This window comes from Erysipelatoclostridium sp. An173, from assembly GCF_002160495.1.
Classification (GTDB): Bacteria; Bacillota_I; Bacilli_A; order Erysipelotrichales; family Coprobacillaceae; genus Thomasclavelia; species Thomasclavelia merdavium.
Genome location: NZ_NFKR01000012.1, coordinates 26,344 through 43,480 on the forward strand (window position 1 = coordinate 26,344; position 17,137 = coordinate 43,480).

At 28.4% G+C, this 17,137-nt stretch carries 19 protein-coding genes; 16 read left to right on the forward strand and 3 right to left on the reverse strand.

What is annotated here, in order from left to right; translation table 11 throughout:
- The first annotated feature begins 3 nt into the window (after positions 1-3).
- Complete coding sequence (locus B5F09_RS07020; protein ID WP_087373122.1) at positions 4-423, forward strand: very short patch repair endonuclease; 420 nt, start codon at positions 4-6, stop codon at positions 421-423.
- 281 nt (positions 424-704) lie between these two features.
- The gene (gene rpsD, locus B5F09_RS07025) at positions 705-1,310 is read left to right on the forward strand and encodes a 30S ribosomal protein S4 (protein WP_087300309.1); all 606 of its coding nucleotides are present in this window, start codon (positions 705-707) and stop codon (positions 1,308-1,310) included.
- Positions 1,311-1,477: 167 nt separating this feature from the next.
- On the opposite strand, the gene B5F09_RS07030 is transcribed toward rpsD, so the two are convergent.
- Positions 1,478-1,861, reverse strand: a complete 384-nt coding sequence (locus B5F09_RS07030; RefSeq protein WP_087373125.1) for a tyrosine-type recombinase/integrase — start codon at positions 1,859-1,861, stop codon at positions 1,478-1,480.
- Positions 1,862-1,878: 17 nt separating this feature from the next.
- Positions 1,879-2,145: a hypothetical protein gene (locus B5F09_RS07035; protein ID WP_143357492.1), complete on the reverse strand. Its 267-nt coding sequence runs from the start codon at positions 2,143-2,145 to the stop codon at positions 1,879-1,881.
- Between the two features lie 214 nt (positions 2,146-2,359).
- Here B5F09_RS07035 and B5F09_RS14865 point away from each other — a divergent pair, with 214 nt between their 5' ends.
- The 7 genes from B5F09_RS14865 to B5F09_RS07065 all read left to right on the forward strand — a co-directional run bounded on the left by B5F09_RS14865 (position 2,360) and on the right by B5F09_RS07065 (position 6,378).
- On the forward strand, positions 2,360-2,536 hold the full coding sequence (locus tag B5F09_RS14865) for a hypothetical protein (RefSeq protein ID WP_158095826.1): 177 nt from the start codon (positions 2,360-2,362) through the stop codon (positions 2,534-2,536).
- 2 nt (positions 2,537-2,538) lie between these two features.
- Positions 2,539-2,823 (forward strand): hypothetical protein, encoded by a 285-nt coding sequence (locus B5F09_RS07040; protein ID WP_087373131.1) that lies wholly within the window; start codon positions 2,539-2,541, stop codon positions 2,821-2,823.
- A gap of 373 nt (positions 2,824-3,196) precedes the next feature.
- Positions 3,197-4,105, forward strand: coding sequence for a hypothetical protein (locus B5F09_RS07045; RefSeq protein ID WP_087373134.1), 909 nt, complete (start codon positions 3,197-3,199; stop codon positions 4,103-4,105).
- Positions 4,106-4,120: 15 nt separating this feature from the next.
- The gene (locus tag B5F09_RS07050) at positions 4,121-4,648 is read left to right on the forward strand and encodes a hypothetical protein (protein ID WP_087373137.1); all 528 of its coding nucleotides are present in this window, start codon (positions 4,121-4,123) and stop codon (positions 4,646-4,648) included.
- 259 nt (positions 4,649-4,907) lie between these two features.
- Complete coding sequence (locus tag B5F09_RS07055; RefSeq protein WP_087373140.1) at positions 4,908-5,402, forward strand: hypothetical protein; 495 nt, start codon at positions 4,908-4,910, stop codon at positions 5,400-5,402.
- A gap of 181 nt (positions 5,403-5,583) precedes the next feature.
- Entirely contained in the window at positions 5,584-5,883 is a 300-nt protein-coding gene (locus tag B5F09_RS07060) for a hypothetical protein (RefSeq protein WP_087373144.1), read from the forward strand.
- 279 nt (positions 5,884-6,162) lie between these two features.
- Positions 6,163-6,378 carry a hypothetical protein gene (locus B5F09_RS07065; RefSeq protein WP_087373147.1) on the forward strand — a complete coding sequence of 72 codons (216 nt, stop codon included), beginning with the start codon at positions 6,163-6,165 and terminating at the stop codon, positions 6,376-6,378.
- Between the two features lie 268 nt (positions 6,379-6,646).
- Here the strand turns inward: B5F09_RS07065 and B5F09_RS07070 are convergent, their stop codons facing one another.
- Positions 6,647-8,410 carry a glycoside hydrolase family 2 protein gene (locus B5F09_RS07070; RefSeq protein ID WP_087373149.1) on the reverse strand — a complete coding sequence of 588 codons (1,764 nt, stop codon included), beginning with the start codon at positions 8,408-8,410 and terminating at the stop codon, positions 6,647-6,649.
- Positions 8,411-8,586: 176 nt separating this feature from the next.
- On the opposite strand from B5F09_RS07070, the gene pyrF reads away from it, so the two are divergent.
- The 7 genes from pyrF (at position 8,587) to B5F09_RS07105 (ending at position 17,087) form a co-directional block, all read left to right on the forward strand.
- Positions 8,587-9,294, forward strand: a complete 708-nt coding sequence (gene pyrF, locus B5F09_RS07075; protein ID WP_087373152.1) for an orotidine-5'-phosphate decarboxylase — start codon at positions 8,587-8,589, stop codon at positions 9,292-9,294.
- A gap of 16 nt (positions 9,295-9,310) precedes the next feature.
- Positions 9,311-9,943 carry an orotate phosphoribosyltransferase gene (gene pyrE, locus B5F09_RS07080; RefSeq protein ID WP_087300352.1) on the forward strand — a complete coding sequence of 211 codons (633 nt, stop codon included), beginning with the start codon at positions 9,311-9,313 and terminating at the stop codon, positions 9,941-9,943.
- A gap of 109 nt (positions 9,944-10,052) precedes the next feature.
- On the forward strand, positions 10,053-11,186 hold the full coding sequence (gene proB, locus B5F09_RS07085; protein WP_087373155.1) for a glutamate 5-kinase: 1,134 nt from the start codon (positions 10,053-10,055) through the stop codon (positions 11,184-11,186).
- Positions 11,186-12,412 (forward strand): glutamate-5-semialdehyde dehydrogenase, encoded by a 1,227-nt coding sequence (locus B5F09_RS07090; protein ID WP_087373158.1) that lies wholly within the window; start codon positions 11,186-11,188, stop codon positions 12,410-12,412. The genes proB and B5F09_RS07090 overlap by 1 nt, the downstream gene beginning before the upstream one ends.
- Before the next feature lie 157 nt (positions 12,413-12,569).
- A complete protein-coding gene (locus tag B5F09_RS07095; protein ID WP_087373160.1) occupies positions 12,570-13,022 on the forward strand; it encodes a MarR family winged helix-turn-helix transcriptional regulator in 453 nt (150 codons plus the stop codon).
- The gene (locus B5F09_RS07100) at positions 13,022-15,250 is read left to right on the forward strand and encodes an ABC transporter ATP-binding protein (protein ID WP_087373163.1); all 2,229 of its coding nucleotides are present in this window, start codon (positions 13,022-13,024) and stop codon (positions 15,248-15,250) included. Before B5F09_RS07095 ends, B5F09_RS07100 begins: the two co-directional genes overlap by 1 nt.
- Positions 15,243-17,087 carry an ABC transporter ATP-binding protein gene (locus B5F09_RS07105; protein WP_087373166.1) on the forward strand — a complete coding sequence of 615 codons (1,845 nt, stop codon included), beginning with the start codon at positions 15,243-15,245 and terminating at the stop codon, positions 17,085-17,087. Before B5F09_RS07100 ends, B5F09_RS07105 begins: the two co-directional genes overlap by 8 nt.
- Positions 17,088-17,137 lie beyond the last annotated feature (50 nt).

Genomic DNA, 17,137 nt, shown 5'->3' on the forward strand with positions numbered 1-17,137 from the left:
AAAATGGCAGATGTAATGACAAAGGAACAACGTTCTAAGAATATGTCACATATTAGAGGAAAAGATACTTCAATCGAGATAAAAGTTCGTAAATATTTGTATCATCATGGCTTTCGTTATCGTAAAAATGTAAAATCTTTACCAGGGAAGCCGGATATAGTTATTTCTAAATATCGCACTGCAATTTTTGTAAACGGCTGTTTTTGGCATCATCATTATAATTGTAAATATGCTACTCTTCCTAAAACGAGACAAGACTATTGGTTAACAAAAATTAATAAAAATGTGGAAAATGATATAAAGCATTATAATGAATTAAAACAGCTGGATTATAAGGTGATTATAGTTTGGGAATGTGAAATTAAGGAATGTTTTGAATATCGTATGGAAAGACTGATAGAAGAGATAATTAATAAAGGATAATGTAAGGGTAATAGAGTATTTAATTGAATACTTTTAGGTATGATAAATAATTTCTTATATTATGATATTAATAAGAAAAAAAGATTGACTAATAGGCAAAAAAAGTGTATATTTAATAGGCAACGAATGATAGCAGCACATAGAGTTTTGAAAATTGCGTTTATAACTTTTGTTTGTAAAGTAGCTAGCTGCAAAGTGAAATACTTAATATAAACACAGTTCAATTAATCTATGCAATGTTATTGTTTTATGCAAATAAAACAATAAATGGAGGAAAATTAATGTCACGTTACACAGGACCACAATGGAAAATCTCTCGTCGTTTAGGATTTTCTACATTAGAAAATGGTAAAGAATTAAACAAAAGACCATATGCACCAGGTCAACATGGTCAAAAAAGAAAAAAACAAACAGAATATGGATTACAATTAGCTGAAAAACAAAAAGTAAGACATATGTATGGAGTAAATGAAAAACAATTCCATAACACTTTCAAAAAAGCTGGTAAAATGGATGGTATCCATGGTTACAATTTCTTATGCTTATTAGAAAGTAGATTAGATAACGTAGTTTACAGATTAGGTTTTGCACCAACTAGACGTGCTGCAAGACAATTAGTAAACCACGGACATTTCTTAGTAAATGGAGTTAAAACTGATATCCCATCATTCACTGTAAAAGTTGGTGATGTAATTGAAGTTAAAGAAAAATCTAAAAACTTAGCTATTATTAAATCAACATTAGAAGGTAGAACTTTCACACCTGCTTTCGTTGAAGTAGATGATACTAAATTAACTGGAAAACTTACTCGTTTACCAGAAAGATCTGAATTAAATCAAGAAGTTAACGAATCATTAATCGTTGAATATTACAACCGTAAAGGTTAATAAATTAAATATTAAAAGGTATATCATAACATTGCAGCTATGGTATACCTTTTTTGTTATTATCTAAAAAATCGCAACTAATCTATAGATATTGTATAAGTATCGCACACGAAAAGTGCCAAAAATTATTATAAAAATTATGAAAAAATATCATTTACAATTTGGTTTTAATTTTCATTTTCTAAAGAAGTATAAATATCTAACGTCGTTTGATAATTCTCATGTCGAAGCAGTCTTTGAGCAATTTTTACATCAACATTTTGTTTCCGCAATCTAGTTGCAAAAGAATGTCTTAACATATGAAAACTAATATGCACACCAGATCTTTTACTATATCTTTCTAGATATGTTTTAAGTACTTGTAGATTGATCATATTTAAATCATTGTCGGTAACTACATAATCGCAACTATTATTTTTAATAAAATCTTGTAATAGTTGTTTTAATATTTTTGGAATGGGAATATTATTATTAGATGCTTCGGTCTTAGCTATTTTAACAATAAGTTCCTTATTATACTGATCATAATATACACTTTTATCTCTATATATAAGTTCGTTAGTAAAATCTAAATCTTTTTTTCTAAGGCTAAAACTTCACCCAATAGCATTCCTGTATAATAACCAATTTTTAAAGCTATGGCATAAGATCGATATCTTTGTGTCTTATTGTTAGTTACTCCAATAATCAAATCTTTAAATTCTTTTTCTGTAATAGTGTTTTTATTTTTTGTATTAGATATCTTACCAGTTATTTTCAACCTCGAATAAGGTAATCTATTAATATAATGTAAATTATATGCGTATTTAAACACGCCATTAAAAATTTTTATCATATTTTCAACTGTTGAGTATTATCTTTCCAAGCTGAATGATGAAGACAGAGAATTTATCAATGATCTTTATGTTGATCATAAGATGAAGTTTAAGTTGGTAATGGAAAAATATGGAATTAAGAATGAAACACAAGTGTATAGGACAGCAAAAAACATTTTGAAGAAGGTATTGTAAAAAAGTAATTTTTTTTGATAATATACGAAGGTGATTATAATGTTTGAGTTTATGGATACTACAACTAAATATATTAGGTATATTAAGACTGAAAATGTTACGATAGGATATACATTGCTTGCCATAATGATGTTACTAATATTAACGTTAATTGTTACGATGTATTTTTCCTCTAGAAAATCAAATAAAGAATTAAAAGAGTTTAAAAAGCTATAGAAGTGATTAATTCAAAGTCTGTACTGGAAAAAAGTGTAGTAGAAATAAAAGAATATTATTCTATGGGTAAAAAATTTGCAAATGTTTCGTTTATATTAGCTATATTTAGCAGTGTTGTTGGAATAATTTGTATAATAAATGCAGCAATTTTATTTTTTATAAATAATATTTTAACATATTTACCTATTATTTCTTCAGCGTTGTTAGAAATTGTAGGTGCTACATCATTATTTATTTTTAAAAATACACAAAAAACATTTGCAATTATATTTCAATGTTCTTCATGAAAATGAACAATTATTAACCTTAATTGATTTAGTTGAAAATATAAAAAAGATGATATTAAAGATGATGCATACCTAGATATTATTAAAAGTAAGTTAAATAGGCATTAAATGTTATGTAGATAGATATTGGTAAATGGTCTTATTTTCACCTCAAAAACATGCTAATATGTTAATATACGGTTTACGAAAGAGAAAGGTGCTACCGGTGTAGTGCTTTTTTTGTTTAAATACGTATTTATGGATTTTAAATAATTGGTTTATAAAACTTAATGTTTGTTTTTTGATAAAATAAAGAATGTGGATTATATTATTTATTTAATTTTTAATATGGTATAAAATAAGAATATATATTATGAAAAGGAGCATTGATGTTATGCCTAGTAAACCGGTTAAAAAAAGAATAAATTTTTATCAAATTCAAGCCACAAAAACAATAGAAAATAAAAAAGAGGAATTATCAAAAGATGAAATAATAAAACATCTTCAATCTATTTGTTCTGGTTTAAATGTGAACAGTAATAATTACAAATATCAATCTTTTGAGATGGGTTTTAATGATTATATTATTGAATTTATAAAATTTGATGATTCTATGTTATTTGCCCGTATAGGAAAAAAGACAAATGAAAATACTATAGGTAAGAGAGATACGTTATCAGGGGATTTGCTTAATATTGAATTACAAGATAGTGAAAATATCGAAACATATACATATATTTATATTGATTTGACAAACATGATTTTATCATATTTGGTTCTTTCGGGAACTCCTAGCAGAACTAGCTTTTCATATTTTCTTAACGAAAATGATGAAAATATAGATTTTGATTGTGTTCCCATTACGACAAAAGACGTAATTAAAAATCTTGCAAAGAAAAACGTTCTTGGAACTATTAAGTATTCGTATTGTAATCCTAAGGAATGTGTAATAGAAAATATTCCAGGTATAAATAAACAATTACTATCTTCTTTAAATGCTGATAAATCTGTAATTACTGTAAGTTTGAGACCGCCTAGATCTAAGTCTATAACTAATAAAATACAAGATATATTTAATTTAAAAGATGAATTATTAAAAGAACATGGTCAAAATTTACAATCACTCACAATGAATGCTAAAGATTATGATGAAGAAACTATAAATTATAATTTATTAGATTATAAATTTGCCCGATATACATATATTTCTATGTTATCCTTGAAAACAGAACATGATTTTTTTGATATTATTACTCAAGAATATAAAAAAATAAAAAATACATTAGAAGATTTTATTCAATAAAAAGGAGGAAAGAAGATGGACATAACAATATTTAAAAATATAATTATTATTTTATTATTTATTATAAGTGCCATCTTCTTTTGGCATTCTAAAGATTTAAAGTACAAAAATAATTATCTACTAAAATGTGCATCATATATATTGTTATATATAGCTATTTTCATTTTATTTTCACAATATTTTTCGATTGTAAAAATAAAACAAAAAATAGATATTTTTGTTACAGTTTCTGCTACTTTATCAGGATTTGTATTTGCTGGTTTAGCAATAATACTAGCTTTGATTGAGTTTGAACATATTAAAAACTTGTTTAAAAATGATTTTTTAGATAATTTGTTTTATAAAGGATATGGAAGTATAATAATGTTTATCTTACATATATTTTTATATTTTATAATTATTATGTTTGATATAGACAATCAGCACATTCTGGTATTTTATCAATTTATATTTGGATTATCAATTTTATTATTAGCCTTAATGGTTTCAGATTTTGTTTATTCAATCAAGCAATTAAAAAAGAATTTGAAAAGAAAAAAATAATTTGCTATTAAACCACACTAGTTGTGGTTTTTCTTTTACCTAAAGTATGGTAGGATAGAGCAAGTAGCAGCTTTTTGGTTGTTGTTTAAGTAAGTAAATAAACTTTCGTTTTATACTTTTTTTTGATATCCTTTTTACAAAGGAGGGATAGTATGTTTGTTTTAGAAAATATACAAAAGGTTGAAATAATCGGGGGGGAAATTCTATTGATTGGTTAAATATTTCTTGTACATTTTTTTCGGTTTTTTTTGGTGCTGTTTTGGCGTATTATTTTTCAATAAAAGTAAATAAAAATAATAACAAGAGAGATTATAAAAATAACTTATTGCATGAAACTTTGAAACATATAAATTTATTACAGGATGTAATTATAAAAAGAAATGAAATGATTAATAAGATGTTATCAATAAACCACGAAGATAAACAGTCTTTTAATGACTGTTTAGTTAGTATATTAGTTATAAATAATAATATATTTATGCACCAAAATGATATCAAAGTAAAAGCTGAAATATTAAAGACTGAAATTGATAGTGTTGAGATCTTAGAAAAATTGGTTAATGATTGTAACAGTGTTTCAGAAGATATTAATCAACAAGTGATGTTCATGTGTGCTGCTATGGAAGAAGCTAAAGTGAAAATAGTTTGTTTTTTTAATATAAGCGAGATTGAAAAAAAATATAAAATACACGATACAATATATGATTCTAAACGAATGATTGAAACTAAATTAAAAGAAAACAAGTATAGTTAATGCTAAGAATTACTAAATATATTCAGATGTGGTCGTATCTTCCTATCAAAAACATGCTAATATGTTAATATAAGATTTATGACAGAGGTGCTACTGGTGTAGTGCCTTTTTGTTTGGAAATTTATTAAATAACTTTTTAAATTTATATGCTATTTTGATACATATTTATAAAAGGAATTTTATGTTATTAAAAGAATGTAAAAGATGTAGAAAACTTATTCCGTATGGTTCGGTATATTGTAAATCATGTACACCAATTATTGCTGCTGAACGAGAAGCTAAAATAAAAGAATATAGGCAAAACAGTAACAAACGCTATAACAAGAAACGTAATCCCAAATATATTAAATTTTATAATTCCAAAGAATGGCGTATATTTTCATATAAGAGACTACAAGATGACTGTTATAGGTGTGTGATGTGCGGTAGGATAGCAAATGAGGTGGATCATATAGAAGCTATTCAAATACCTGAAGGATAGGAACGAAGACTTGATTATAATAATACGCAATCTTTATGTATAGAGTGTTATAATAATAAACATAATCGTTTTAAGAAACGTGAATGTAAAAGACGTTAATACAAAGCTTTTAGGTATATTTTTGTTTTATTGATATAAATATATTAGTTTTTAGCTTACAATCTAAATATTAACCCAAGGGTAGGTAAAACTTTGTGTAAGCTTTGGAGATAACTATACAGGTGGAGTTCTTTGTAGAAAAAAGTCCCCACGAGAAACCAAACTGAAAGGAGGGATAATATGGCAGCTCAAAAACAGCCTATCGATCTTGTGATTACAAAAGGGAATAAACATATTACTAAAAAAGAAATTCAGGCGAGACGGGATAGTGAGGTTAAGCCTATTGTAGAAAATATTATCCCTCCATCTTATTTATCAAAGAAACAAAAAGAAGAATTTGAAATATACGTTGAACAATTGCTAAATCTAATGTACCAAAGGATCCAATTTTTTTAGATAAATACATGAAGGATCAAGATAGAATGTTTAAACAATATCGAGCTAGTGCGAATGATCTAGGTTTATCTATTTCTAGTTGTTGCAAGTTGGCAGTACCGCAAACTTAAAAAACAGAAAAAAAGTGAACAAGTTTGATTTGTACTCTCTTCACTGGACAAACCAGTAAGGAGGATACATATCAGTTGTAAGTTCAACTTTTTGGGTTTACTTTATAGCTATGGTATACCTTTTTATTTTATAGATAAAAGATATTGATAAATAGTATTTATTTATCAATATCTAATTTACACACTTCACGGTCATATGTTAATAAACCGTTGATTTCATCTTCGATATCAGAAAGCTGAGTATAAATTGCCCCACACAAACCTTTTTTGATTAGGGGAAAGATTGTAGAATTTAAAAGTTCTTGATATTCTTTTTGGAATTGTTCTTTAGAATCATAATTTTGATAACCATAAACATTGTTACTACTTACATGATCTTTAATTTGATAAGCGTATCCGCCATATTCAGAGATTACAAATGCCCGCTTATCAGGAATTATTTTTGGTTTATCAAAATAATAATGTTCACTTCTAAAATCGCCACAATTTTGATCAAACCAGCCACTAGCTGAATCAATTAGTCGTGTTGGATCTAGCGTGCGAAGATATTTTGTTAATTCAACTGTATCAAATTGGCCCCAGCCTTCATTGAATAAAACCCATGTTGATATACATGGAAAATGAGATAAATAATTGATAGTCTCTTTGCATTCATTAATAAACTCTTGCCGATTGGTTTTATCGTTTCTTGCAAGCAGATAGTGATGTTTATCAGAAGTACGTTTTCTAAGACTTTTGAACAAAGTTGGCAAATAAGTAACAATCAATGGATGATAAGGAGAACCGCTATTTACCATATCTTGCCAGACGATTATTCCTAAACGATCACAGTGATAATACCAGCGGGCTGTTTCTATTTTTATATGTTTTCTAATTGTATTGAATCCAAGTTTTTTGATAGTTTCAATATCATAAATTAAGGCTTTATCACTTGGGGCTGTATAAAGGCCATCAGACCAATAACCTTGATCTAATACACCATGCATAAAAATAGGTTTGTGATTTAAACAGACTCTAGGAATATTATCTTTGTCATTTTCAATTGTAAATGTTCGCATTGCAAAATAACTATCTACTTTATCATTATTAGTAGTGATTGTTAAAGTATAAAGATAAGGGGTATCTGGTGACCATGGTTTTTTATTAGTGATTTTAATTTTTTTATCAATTATTTTTCCGGTTGAAGAAAAAGAGATTTCTTCTTCACCTTCAATTTTTACCTTTATCAATTGATCACTTGCTTGATTAAAAATGATAGTCATTGAAATTTGATCATTATCAAAATCAGGTACAATTTTTACATCTTTAATATATACTTCTGGTACTTCTTCTAACCATACTGTTTGCCATATACCGCTTTGAGCAGTGTAATACATCCCACCACGTTTAAGACGTTGTTTTCCTTTAGCATGGTAACTATGATCTGATTTATCTTGGACACAAACAGTAAAATCATTTATACCATTATTAATATATTTAGTTATATCTACTTCAAAGGGTAGATAACCACCAACGTGACAATATATTTTTTCATGATTAACATATATTTCTGCAATTTGATCAACTGCTCCAAAATGCAAAATAAGACGAGTATTAGGCTTTTTCTCTAAAATAACGAATCGTTGATACCATAAGTATTCATCAGGCTTTAATTGTTTATTTACTTGTGATAATAATGATTCTGGAGAAAATGGTACTAATATTTTATTGTGAAAATATTGTGGATAACATTTTGTTGTTGTAATCGAGTATTGCCAAAAACCATTTAAATTTAAATAATTGTCTCTTTTTAAATAGGGACGGGGATATTCTTCAAGAACATGACGATAATCGATTTCTTTTCCCCATTTTGTATAGAGCGGTATTAGAGGTTCTTTTTTTTGAAATATGTTAATAGTTTTAATTGCATTGAGTAATTTCATAAAATACCTCCTTAATATTCTATTTATATTATACAATGAGATTTATTAATATTGAAAGATAATTATTTTTTAGATTGTTAAATTTTATCTAAGATAAAGGAAATACTAGAAATTTATACAAAAATAATGGATTAATTCAAATAATTTGTTATAATCATAATAACATGGAGGTAATTATGACAGATAGTAGAATATGTATTGCTTTAGATTTTCAAACTAAAGAAGAAGTAAAAGAATTTTTAGAAAAATTCGGTGATGAAAAACTATATGTAAAAATCGGGATGGAATTATTCTATGGTGAAGGAATTGAAATGGTAAAGATGATCAAAGAAATGGGTCATAACATTTTCTTAGATTTAAAATTACATGATATTCCTAACACTGTAAAAAGTGCTATGAAACAATTAGCTAAATTAGATGTTGATATGATTAATGTTCATGCATCTGGAAGTATTGCAATGATGAAAGCAGCACTAGAAGGTTTAGAAGAAGGGAAAACTGGTGATAAAAGACCACTTTGTATCGCGGTTACTTGCTTAACATCATTAGATCAAGATGTTTTAGATAATGAATTATTAATTAATGAAAAATTAGAAAATGTTGTTTTAAAATGGGCAACTAATGCTAAAGCTGCTGGTTTAGACGGTGTAGTTTGTTCACCATTAGAATCAAAAATTATTCACGAAAATTTAGGAACAGATTTTTTAACAGTCACTCCTGGTATTCGTTTAGCTGATGATAGTGTTAATGATCAAAAACGAGTTACTACACCAGCAATGGCTAGAGAACTTACATCAAGCTATATCGTTGTAGGAAGAACAATCACTAGATCAAGTGATCCATATGAAACATACAAAAAAGTATATCAAGATTTTCAAGGGTAAAGGAGATTTATTAATAATGAAAAAGTTAATTGCTAAAGATTTATTAGATATTAAAGCAGTTTTTTTAAGACCAAATGAACCATTTACTTGGGCAAGTGGAATCAAATCACCAATTTATTGTGATAATCGTTTAACATTATCATATCCAAAAGTTCGTAAAGATGTAGAAAACGGACTTGCAAAATTAATTCAAGAAAACTTCCCTGATGCACAATGCTTAATGGGAACTGCTACTGCAGGAATTGCTCATGCAGCATTAACGGCTGAAATTTTAGATTTACCAATGGGATATGTTCGTGGTGGTGCTAAAAGCCATGGACGTAATAACCGTATTGAAGGTAAAATTGAACCTGGAATGAAAGTAGTAGTAGTTGAAGATTTAATTTCAACTGGTGGAAGTTCATTAGAATGTGTTGAAGCTTTACGTGAAGCTGGATGCGAAGTAATCGGTTTAGTAGCTATCTTTACTTATGGATTACCAAAAGCAACAACAAACTTTGAAGCAGCAAATTGCAAATTTGCAACAATCACTGATTATGATACATTGATCGAAGTTGCTAAAGAACATGATTATATTAAAGAAGCTGATATGGAAAAATTAAAAGCTTGGAAAAAAGATCCAAATGATGAAAGCTGGATGGAAAAATAATAATTTTATTTGCTAATAAACACCGGAAATGTTCCTTTTCGGTGTTTTTTTATTGAGATGAAATGTTAAACCTAGTATAATTAAGAAAATAATTACGGGGGTATGTAAATTGCGAAATTTAGAAAAAGTAAAAAATATAATTGTTAAAATTGGGTCATCTTCTTTATGTGATCAAAACGGAAATATTGATAAAGAAAAAATTTTAAATTTGATTCAACAAATAGCATATATTAAAAGAAAGAACATAAAAATTACATTAGTTAGTAGTGGTGCCATTAATGCTGGTGTCCATATTATGAATTTAAAACAACGACCCGATACAATACCCCAAAAACAGGCTTTAGCAGCTATTGGTCAAGCCTCGTTAATGCAAATATATGAGGATTTATTTAGTTTATTTAAATTAAAATGTGCCCAGATATTATTAAATCATGATGATTTCGATGATCGAAAACGATTAATGAATTTTAATAACGCAATGCAGGCGATAATTGATTATGATGTGGTTCCAATTATTAATGAAAATGATACTTTAGCAGTAGATGAAATCAAAGTTGGAGATAATGATACATTAGCATCGATGATCGTTCCTGCTGTTAATGCTGATTTAGTTATTATCGTAAGTGATATTGATGGATTATATGATGACAATCCTCATACAAATAAAGATGCTAAATTGATATCTAATGTTGCTGGTATAACCAAAACAATTGAAAATATGGCTAAAGATGCTTCTAGTAAAGTAGGAACTGGTGGCATGATTACTAAAATTAAAGCAGCGAAAATATGTAACGAATTTGGCTGTGATCTAGCAATCGTTAATGGTAACCAGCCTAATGTATTAATTGATTTGTTAGAAGGTAAGGAAGTAGGGACTTATTTTGATAGCACTCCAGTACGTCATTTAAGTTCAAGACAACATTGGATTATGTATCGAAGCATGCCTAAAGGTAAAATTATTGTTGATGATGGTGCTCGATTAGCTTTAGTTAATAAGCATACTAGTCTGTTACCTAAAGGGATAGTTAATGTAGAAGGAAATTTTTTAATGTCACAGATTGTTGATATTGTTGATTGTAATAATGATTTAATTGCTCGTGGTATTGCTAATTATTCTAGTGATGAAATTAGATTAATCAAGGGCTTAAATAGTAGTGAAATTGAAACAGTTCTTCATTATAAAGATTATGATGAAGTGGTTCATGCTAATAATTTAGTTTTAGTAAAAGAGGTGAATAAATAATGATTGAAAAACAATTAAAACAGGCTAAAAGAGCTTGTTTAAAAATGCAAAATATTGATAGTCAAACTAAGATAAAGGCATTACAAAAAATAAGTAGTAATTTATTAAGTAATGTTGATTATATTATAAATGAAAATAAAAAAGATATTGCTAATGCTAAAGAAAATGGTATTAGTGATGCAATGGTTGATCGTTTATTATTAACTAAAGAAAGAATTGAAAGTATTGCTAGGGATGTTTTAAAAATTGCTGATTTAAATGATTGTATTGGTGAAGTAATTCGGGAGATTAAACGCCCTAATGGTCTATTAATTAAACAGGTTAGAATCCCAATTGGGGTAGTGGCTGTAGTATATGAATCAAGACCAAATGTAACAGTTGATATTGCTTCTATTTGCATTAAAACAAATAATGTATGTGTTTTAAAGGGTGGTAAAGAAGCTATTAATTCTAATATTGCTTTAATAAAAGTTATAAATGAAGCAATCGAAGATATTTTACCTGATCATGTTGTTAATTTGATTGAAAATAATGATCGTCAAGTAGTAACTGAATTAATATGTGCTAATGATTATGTTGATGTTATTATTCCACGAGGTGGGGCAGGATTAATTCAACATGTAGTTAAAAATGCTACAGTACCTGTTATTGAAACAGGAGCAGGCATTTGTCATTTATATGTCGATAGTCAGGCTGATTTAAAGATGGCTGTAGATATTGCAGTTAATGCTAAAATTTCGCGTCCTTCTGTATGTAATGCTATTGAAACAATTTTGGTTCATCAAGATGTAGCAGGTGAATTTTTAACAGCATTAAAACCACAGTTTAAGCAAATCAAAGTGTTTGGTGATGAGGAATCTTTAAAATATATTGATGGTACTATTGCTACTGAAAAGAATTATGCAACTGAATATGATGACTACATCTGTAATATTAAAGTTGTAAAAAATATTGATGAAGCAATCGAACACATTTATAATTATTCAACAAAACATTCTGAAAGTATTATTACTACAAATAATGATACTGCAAAATATTTTATGGAATCATTAGATTCAGCTTGTGTTTATCATAATGCTTCAACACGTTTTACTGATGGTGGTGAATTTGGTTTTGGGGCTGAAGTAGGAATTAGTACTCAAAAACTTCATGCTCGAGGACCAATTGGATTACCAGAAATGACATCAACAAAATATTTGATTTTTGGAAATGGTCAAATTAGATAAATTTTGATAAGATCTGCTCTTTTTAGCGGATCTTATTTTTATTTAATATTTATGTAAAAATATGGTAAATAATTAATATTGACATTAGTTAGTGTACTAACTATAATCATTAGTATACTAACTAATTGTTAGTGGTGTAGGAGAAAGGAGGAGAGTTATGACTGATTTGAGTTTTGATGATATTCAAGCAATAATAGTAAAGTTTAAAAGTTTAAATAAAACTATGCATTATACTTTAATGAAAGAAACTGAAGAATTTGGAATGTCACCTGAACAAACAAGATTATTATTGATTTTAAAAAGTCATCAAAACATAACACAAAAAGTTTTAGCAAAAAAATTAAATATTACTAAGGCAACGTTATCAGTGCGTTTACAAAGACTTGAAAAGATGGGTTATGTAAGCAAAACTCAAGATAAAAAAGATAAACGAAACTATATTATAAATATTACTGAAAATGGAGAAATCTTTTTTCAAGCAGCAACAAAAGTAATGCAGAAAAAAGCTATGAGTATTTTTGATGGCGTTTCTAAAGAACAAATAATGGTTATTAATGATGTTATTGACATCATGAAAAAAAATATTGAAAGATGTAAAGGAGAACAATAATGCTAAAATTAAAACATTATTTTAAAAAGTTTTGGGCTCCAATTTTACTTTGTGTTGGATTATTATTTTTACAGTCACAATCAGAATTAGCATTGCCAGATTATATGTCTGATATTGTTTCAGTAGGAATCCAGGCTGGTGGATTTGATAGTGCTGTAAGTGATGTTTTAAGTATTGAAACTTATAATCATTTATATGTAATGATGGATGAAGATGATCAAAAGGAATTTGAGGATGCTTATCGTTTTGTTGAAAGTGCTGATTTAGATGAGGATACTAAAGAAAAATTTCCTCAAGCTCAAAAACAAGGCATCTATGAATTAAAAGATTTAGATTCAGATGAGTTTGAAGACATAGAAGATATTATGGTAAAACCAATGTTGATGGTAACTTCAATTGATAGTATGGATGTAAACAGTGAAGAATATCAAAAACAGTTTGGTTCATTGCCTGCAGGAATGACACCTTATGATGCAATTGCAATGATGGATGAAGCTACTAAAGAGCAGATGTTTAGTCAAATTGATACCCAAATGGAAACAATGGGTGAATCTACTTTAAAGATTGCAGCTGGAAATGGTGTTAAAGCAGAATATGAAAAACTTGGCTGTGATAGTGCTACAGTTCAAAATGAATATATTTTACAAACCGGTGTTAAGATGCTAGGAGTAGCCTTAGCGGGTACTATCTGTGCTGTTGCATGTGGTTTTTTAGCTAGTAAAGTTGGTGCAGGGGTATCAAGAATTCTAAGAAGTGAAGTCTTTAAAAAGGTAGAAAGTTTCTCTAATGAGGAATTTAATAAATTTTCAACTGCATCATTAATTACAAGAACGACTAATGATATTACTCAAGTTCAAATGGTAGTAGTAATGTTCATTAGAATAGTTTGTTTTGCGCCTATGATGGGTATTGGAGCATTGATTAAAGCATTTAGTAATACTCCATCAATGACATGGATTATTGGACTAGTTTTAATTGTTATTTTTGGTATTATTGGGGTTGCTTTTGCAATCGTAATGCCAAAATTCAAAATTGTGCAATCTTTAATTGACCGCTTAAATCTAACAATGCGTGAAAACTTATCAGGAATGTTAGTAATTAGAGCGTTTGGTAATGAAGAACACAGTGAAAAAAGATTTGAAAAAGCTAACCGTGATTTAACACGAGTTAATTTATTTGTTAATAGAACGATGTCGGCTTTAATGCCAATTATGATGTTTATTTTTAATGTTGTTACACTATTAATCGTATACTATGGTGTTAAACAAGTAGATTTAGGTAATATTGCAATTGGACAAATGATGGCATTTATGCAATATGCAATGCAAATAATTATGTCATTTTTAATGATTGCAATGATTGCAATCATGTTACCACGTGCAAGTGTAGCTGCTGATCGTATTTATGAAGTTTTATCAATGGAACCAAGAATTTTAGATCCAGAAAATCCAAAATCTTTTGATGAAACTAAAAAAGGATTAGTAGAGTTTAATAATGTTACTTTTAAATATCCTGGAGCTAATGAAGCGGTATTAGAAAATATTAGTTTTACAGCCAAGCCAGGGGAAACAACTGCCTTTATTGGTTCAACTGGTTCTGGAAAAAGTACTTTAATTAATCTAATTCCTCGTTTCTATGAAGTGACTGAAGGAAGTATTAAAGTTGATGGTGTTGACATCCGTGATGTTAAACAACATGATTTAAGAGAAAAAATTGGTTTAGTACCACAAAAAGGATTATTATTTTCAGGAACAATCAAATCTAATTTAAAATATGGTGCTCCTGATATTAGTGATGAGCAATTAGAAGAAGCAATTAGAGTTGCTCAAGCTAAAGAATTTATCGATCAAAAAGAAGACGGTGTTGATAGTGAAATCTCTCAAGGTGGAACTAACGTTTCAGGTGGTCAAAAACAACGTTTAGCGATTGCAAGAGCGATTGCTAAAAACCCAGAAATCTTTATTTTTGATGATAGTTTTTCAGCCTTAGACTTTAAAACTGATGCAAAATTAAGACAGGAATTAAATGAAATGATCAAAAAGACTAAAAATACTGTTTTAATTGTTGGACAACGAATTGCTTCAATTATGAATGCTCAACAAATCATTGTTTTAGATGAAGGAAAAATTGTTGGGAAAGGAACTCACGAAGAGTTAATGAATACATGTGAAGTATATCAAGAAATTGCTTATTCACAATTATCAAAGGAGGAATTAGGACATGAGTAATCAAAAAAGAAATGGCCCTAAATTCGGACACGGAGGTATGCGTGGTAATAATGAAAAAGCTAAAGATTTTAAGGGTACTTTAACAAAATTATTTAAATATCTAAGACCATATTATTTTAAATTAGTTGTTGTAATTTTATTTGCAGCAGCTTCAACCGTATTTTCTATTGTTGGTCCTAAAATATTAGCTAAAGCTACTGATAAGTTAAGTGAAGGTGTTTTAGCTAAAGTTGCTGGTACTGGCGGTATTGATTTTGAATACATTGGTCATATCATCTTTATATTAGTATGTTTGTATTTAGTAAGTGCTTTATTTAGTTATATCCAAGGATTTATAACTTCAACAGTATCACAGCGGGTTGCTTTTGATTTAAGAACATCTATATCTAAGAAGATGGATCGTATGCCATTAAGTTATTTTGATCGGCATACAAGTGGTGATATTTTAAGTAGGGTTACTAATGATATTGATACAATTGCTCAATCATTAAACCAAAGTATGTCACAAGTAATTACTTCATCAGTTACAGTTGTTGGTATTTTTGTCATGATGTTAACTATTTCGCCAATTATGACACTAATTGCAGTATGTGTTTTACCTGTATCAGTAATTTTGATTGGCTTTGTAATGAAACACTCTCAAAAATATTTTGCTAGACAACAAACTGCTTTAGGTGATGTTAATGGTCATATTGAAGAAATGTATGGTGGACATAATGTCGTTAAAGCGTTTAATGGTGAAGAAGCATCAGTAAAACAGTTTAATGAATATAATGATGTTTTATATGAAAGTGCCTGGAAATCACAATTTTTCTCAGGTTTAATGCAACCAATTACGGGATTTGTCGGAAATGTTGGTTATGTTGCAGTATGTTTACTAGGTGGAATGTTAGCTAGTGGTAATACAATTACCATTGGTGATATTCAAGCATTTATCCAATATGTAAGACAATTTAATCAACCAATTAGTCAATTGGCTCAAACAATGAATATGTTACAAAGTACAGCAGCTGCTGCTGAACGTGTTTTTGAATTCTTGGATGAAGAAGAATTAGCACAAGAAACACCTAAAATTACTAGTGAAGAAGTTAGTAATATTGAAGGTTCAGTAACTTTTGCTGATGTAAACTTTGGTTATTTAAGAGATCAAACAATTATTCATAATTTTAGTTTACATGTTCATTCTGGACAAACTGTTGCGATTGTTGGACCTACTGGTGCTGGTAAAACAACAATTGTAAAATTATTAATGCGATTCTATGAATTAAATAAAGGTAGCATAATGATTGATGGTAAAGATATTCGTGATTTTAGCCGCCATGATTTACGTTCTTTATTTGGTATGGTATTGCAAGATACATGGTTATTTAATGGAACAATTAAAGAAAATTTAGTTTATGGTAAATTAGATGCTAGCGATGAAGAAATTCAAGAAGCATGTAAGATAGCTTATGTTGATCATTTTGTTCAGACATTGGAAAATGGTTATGAAACAATTATTGATGAAGAATCGTCTAATATTTCTCAAGGACAAAAACAGCTTTTAACAATTGCTAGGGCATTTTTGAAAAATCCGAAAATTTTAATTCTTGATGAAGCAACATCTTCAGTTGATACTAGAACAGAAGTCTTGATTCAAAAAGGAATGGAAAAATTAATGGAAGGAAGAACAAGCTTCGTTATTGCCCATCGTTTATCAACAATCAGAGATGCTGATACGATTATTGTTATGAAAGATGGGGATATAGTTGAACTTGGAAATCATGATAATTTAATTGCTAAAAACGGCTTCTATGCTTCATTATATCGTTCTCAATTTGAAGGTGTATCACAATAAGAAACGGCTATTAAGCTGTTTCTTTTTTTGCCATTGATAATTATATTGGT

Excerpts from the sequence above, each read along its gene's own strand:
- pyrF (WP_087373152.1), top strand. The coding sequence starts at position 8,587 with ATGACAGATAGTAGAATATGTATTGCTTTAGATTTTCAAACTAAAGAA.
- B5F09_RS07045 (WP_087373134.1), top strand. The coding sequence starts at position 3,197 with ATGCCTAGTAAACCGGTTAAAAAAAGAATAAATTTTTATCAAATTCAA.
- B5F09_RS07105 (WP_087373166.1), top strand. The coding sequence starts at position 15,243 with ATGAGTAATCAAAAAAGAAATGGCCCTAAATTCGGACACGGAGGTATG.
- B5F09_RS07050 (WP_087373137.1), top strand. The coding sequence starts at position 4,121 with ATGGACATAACAATATTTAAAAATATAATTATTATTTTATTATTTATT.
- B5F09_RS07090 (WP_087373158.1), top strand. The coding sequence starts at position 11,186 with ATGATTGAAAAACAATTAAAACAGGCTAAAAGAGCTTGTTTAAAAATG.
- B5F09_RS07070 (WP_087373149.1), bottom strand. The coding sequence starts at position 8,410 with ATGAAATTACTCAATGCAATTAAAACTATTAACATATTTCAAAAAAAA.
- B5F09_RS07020 (WP_087373122.1), top strand. The coding sequence starts at position 4 with ATGGCAGATGTAATGACAAAGGAACAACGTTCTAAGAATATGTCACAT.
- pyrE (WP_087300352.1), top strand. The coding sequence starts at position 9,311 with ATGAAAAAGTTAATTGCTAAAGATTTATTAGATATTAAAGCAGTTTTT.
- B5F09_RS07035 (WP_143357492.1), bottom strand. The coding sequence starts at position 2,145 with ATGATAAAAATTTTTAATGGCGTGTTTAAATACGCATATAATTTACAT.
- B5F09_RS07065 (WP_087373147.1), top strand. The coding sequence starts at position 6,163 with ATGGCAGCTCAAAAACAGCCTATCGATCTTGTGATTACAAAAGGGAAT.
- rpsD (WP_087300309.1), top strand. The coding sequence starts at position 705 with ATGTCACGTTACACAGGACCACAATGGAAAATCTCTCGTCGTTTAGGA.
- B5F09_RS07095 (WP_087373160.1), top strand. The coding sequence starts at position 12,570 with ATGACTGATTTGAGTTTTGATGATATTCAAGCAATAATAGTAAAGTTT.
- B5F09_RS07100 (WP_087373163.1), top strand. The coding sequence starts at position 13,022 with ATGCTAAAATTAAAACATTATTTTAAAAAGTTTTGGGCTCCAATTTTA.
- B5F09_RS14865 (WP_158095826.1), top strand. The coding sequence starts at position 2,360 with ATGTTTGAGTTTATGGATACTACAACTAAATATATTAGGTATATTAAG.
- B5F09_RS07060 (WP_087373144.1), top strand. The coding sequence starts at position 5,584 with ATGTTATTAAAAGAATGTAAAAGATGTAGAAAACTTATTCCGTATGGT.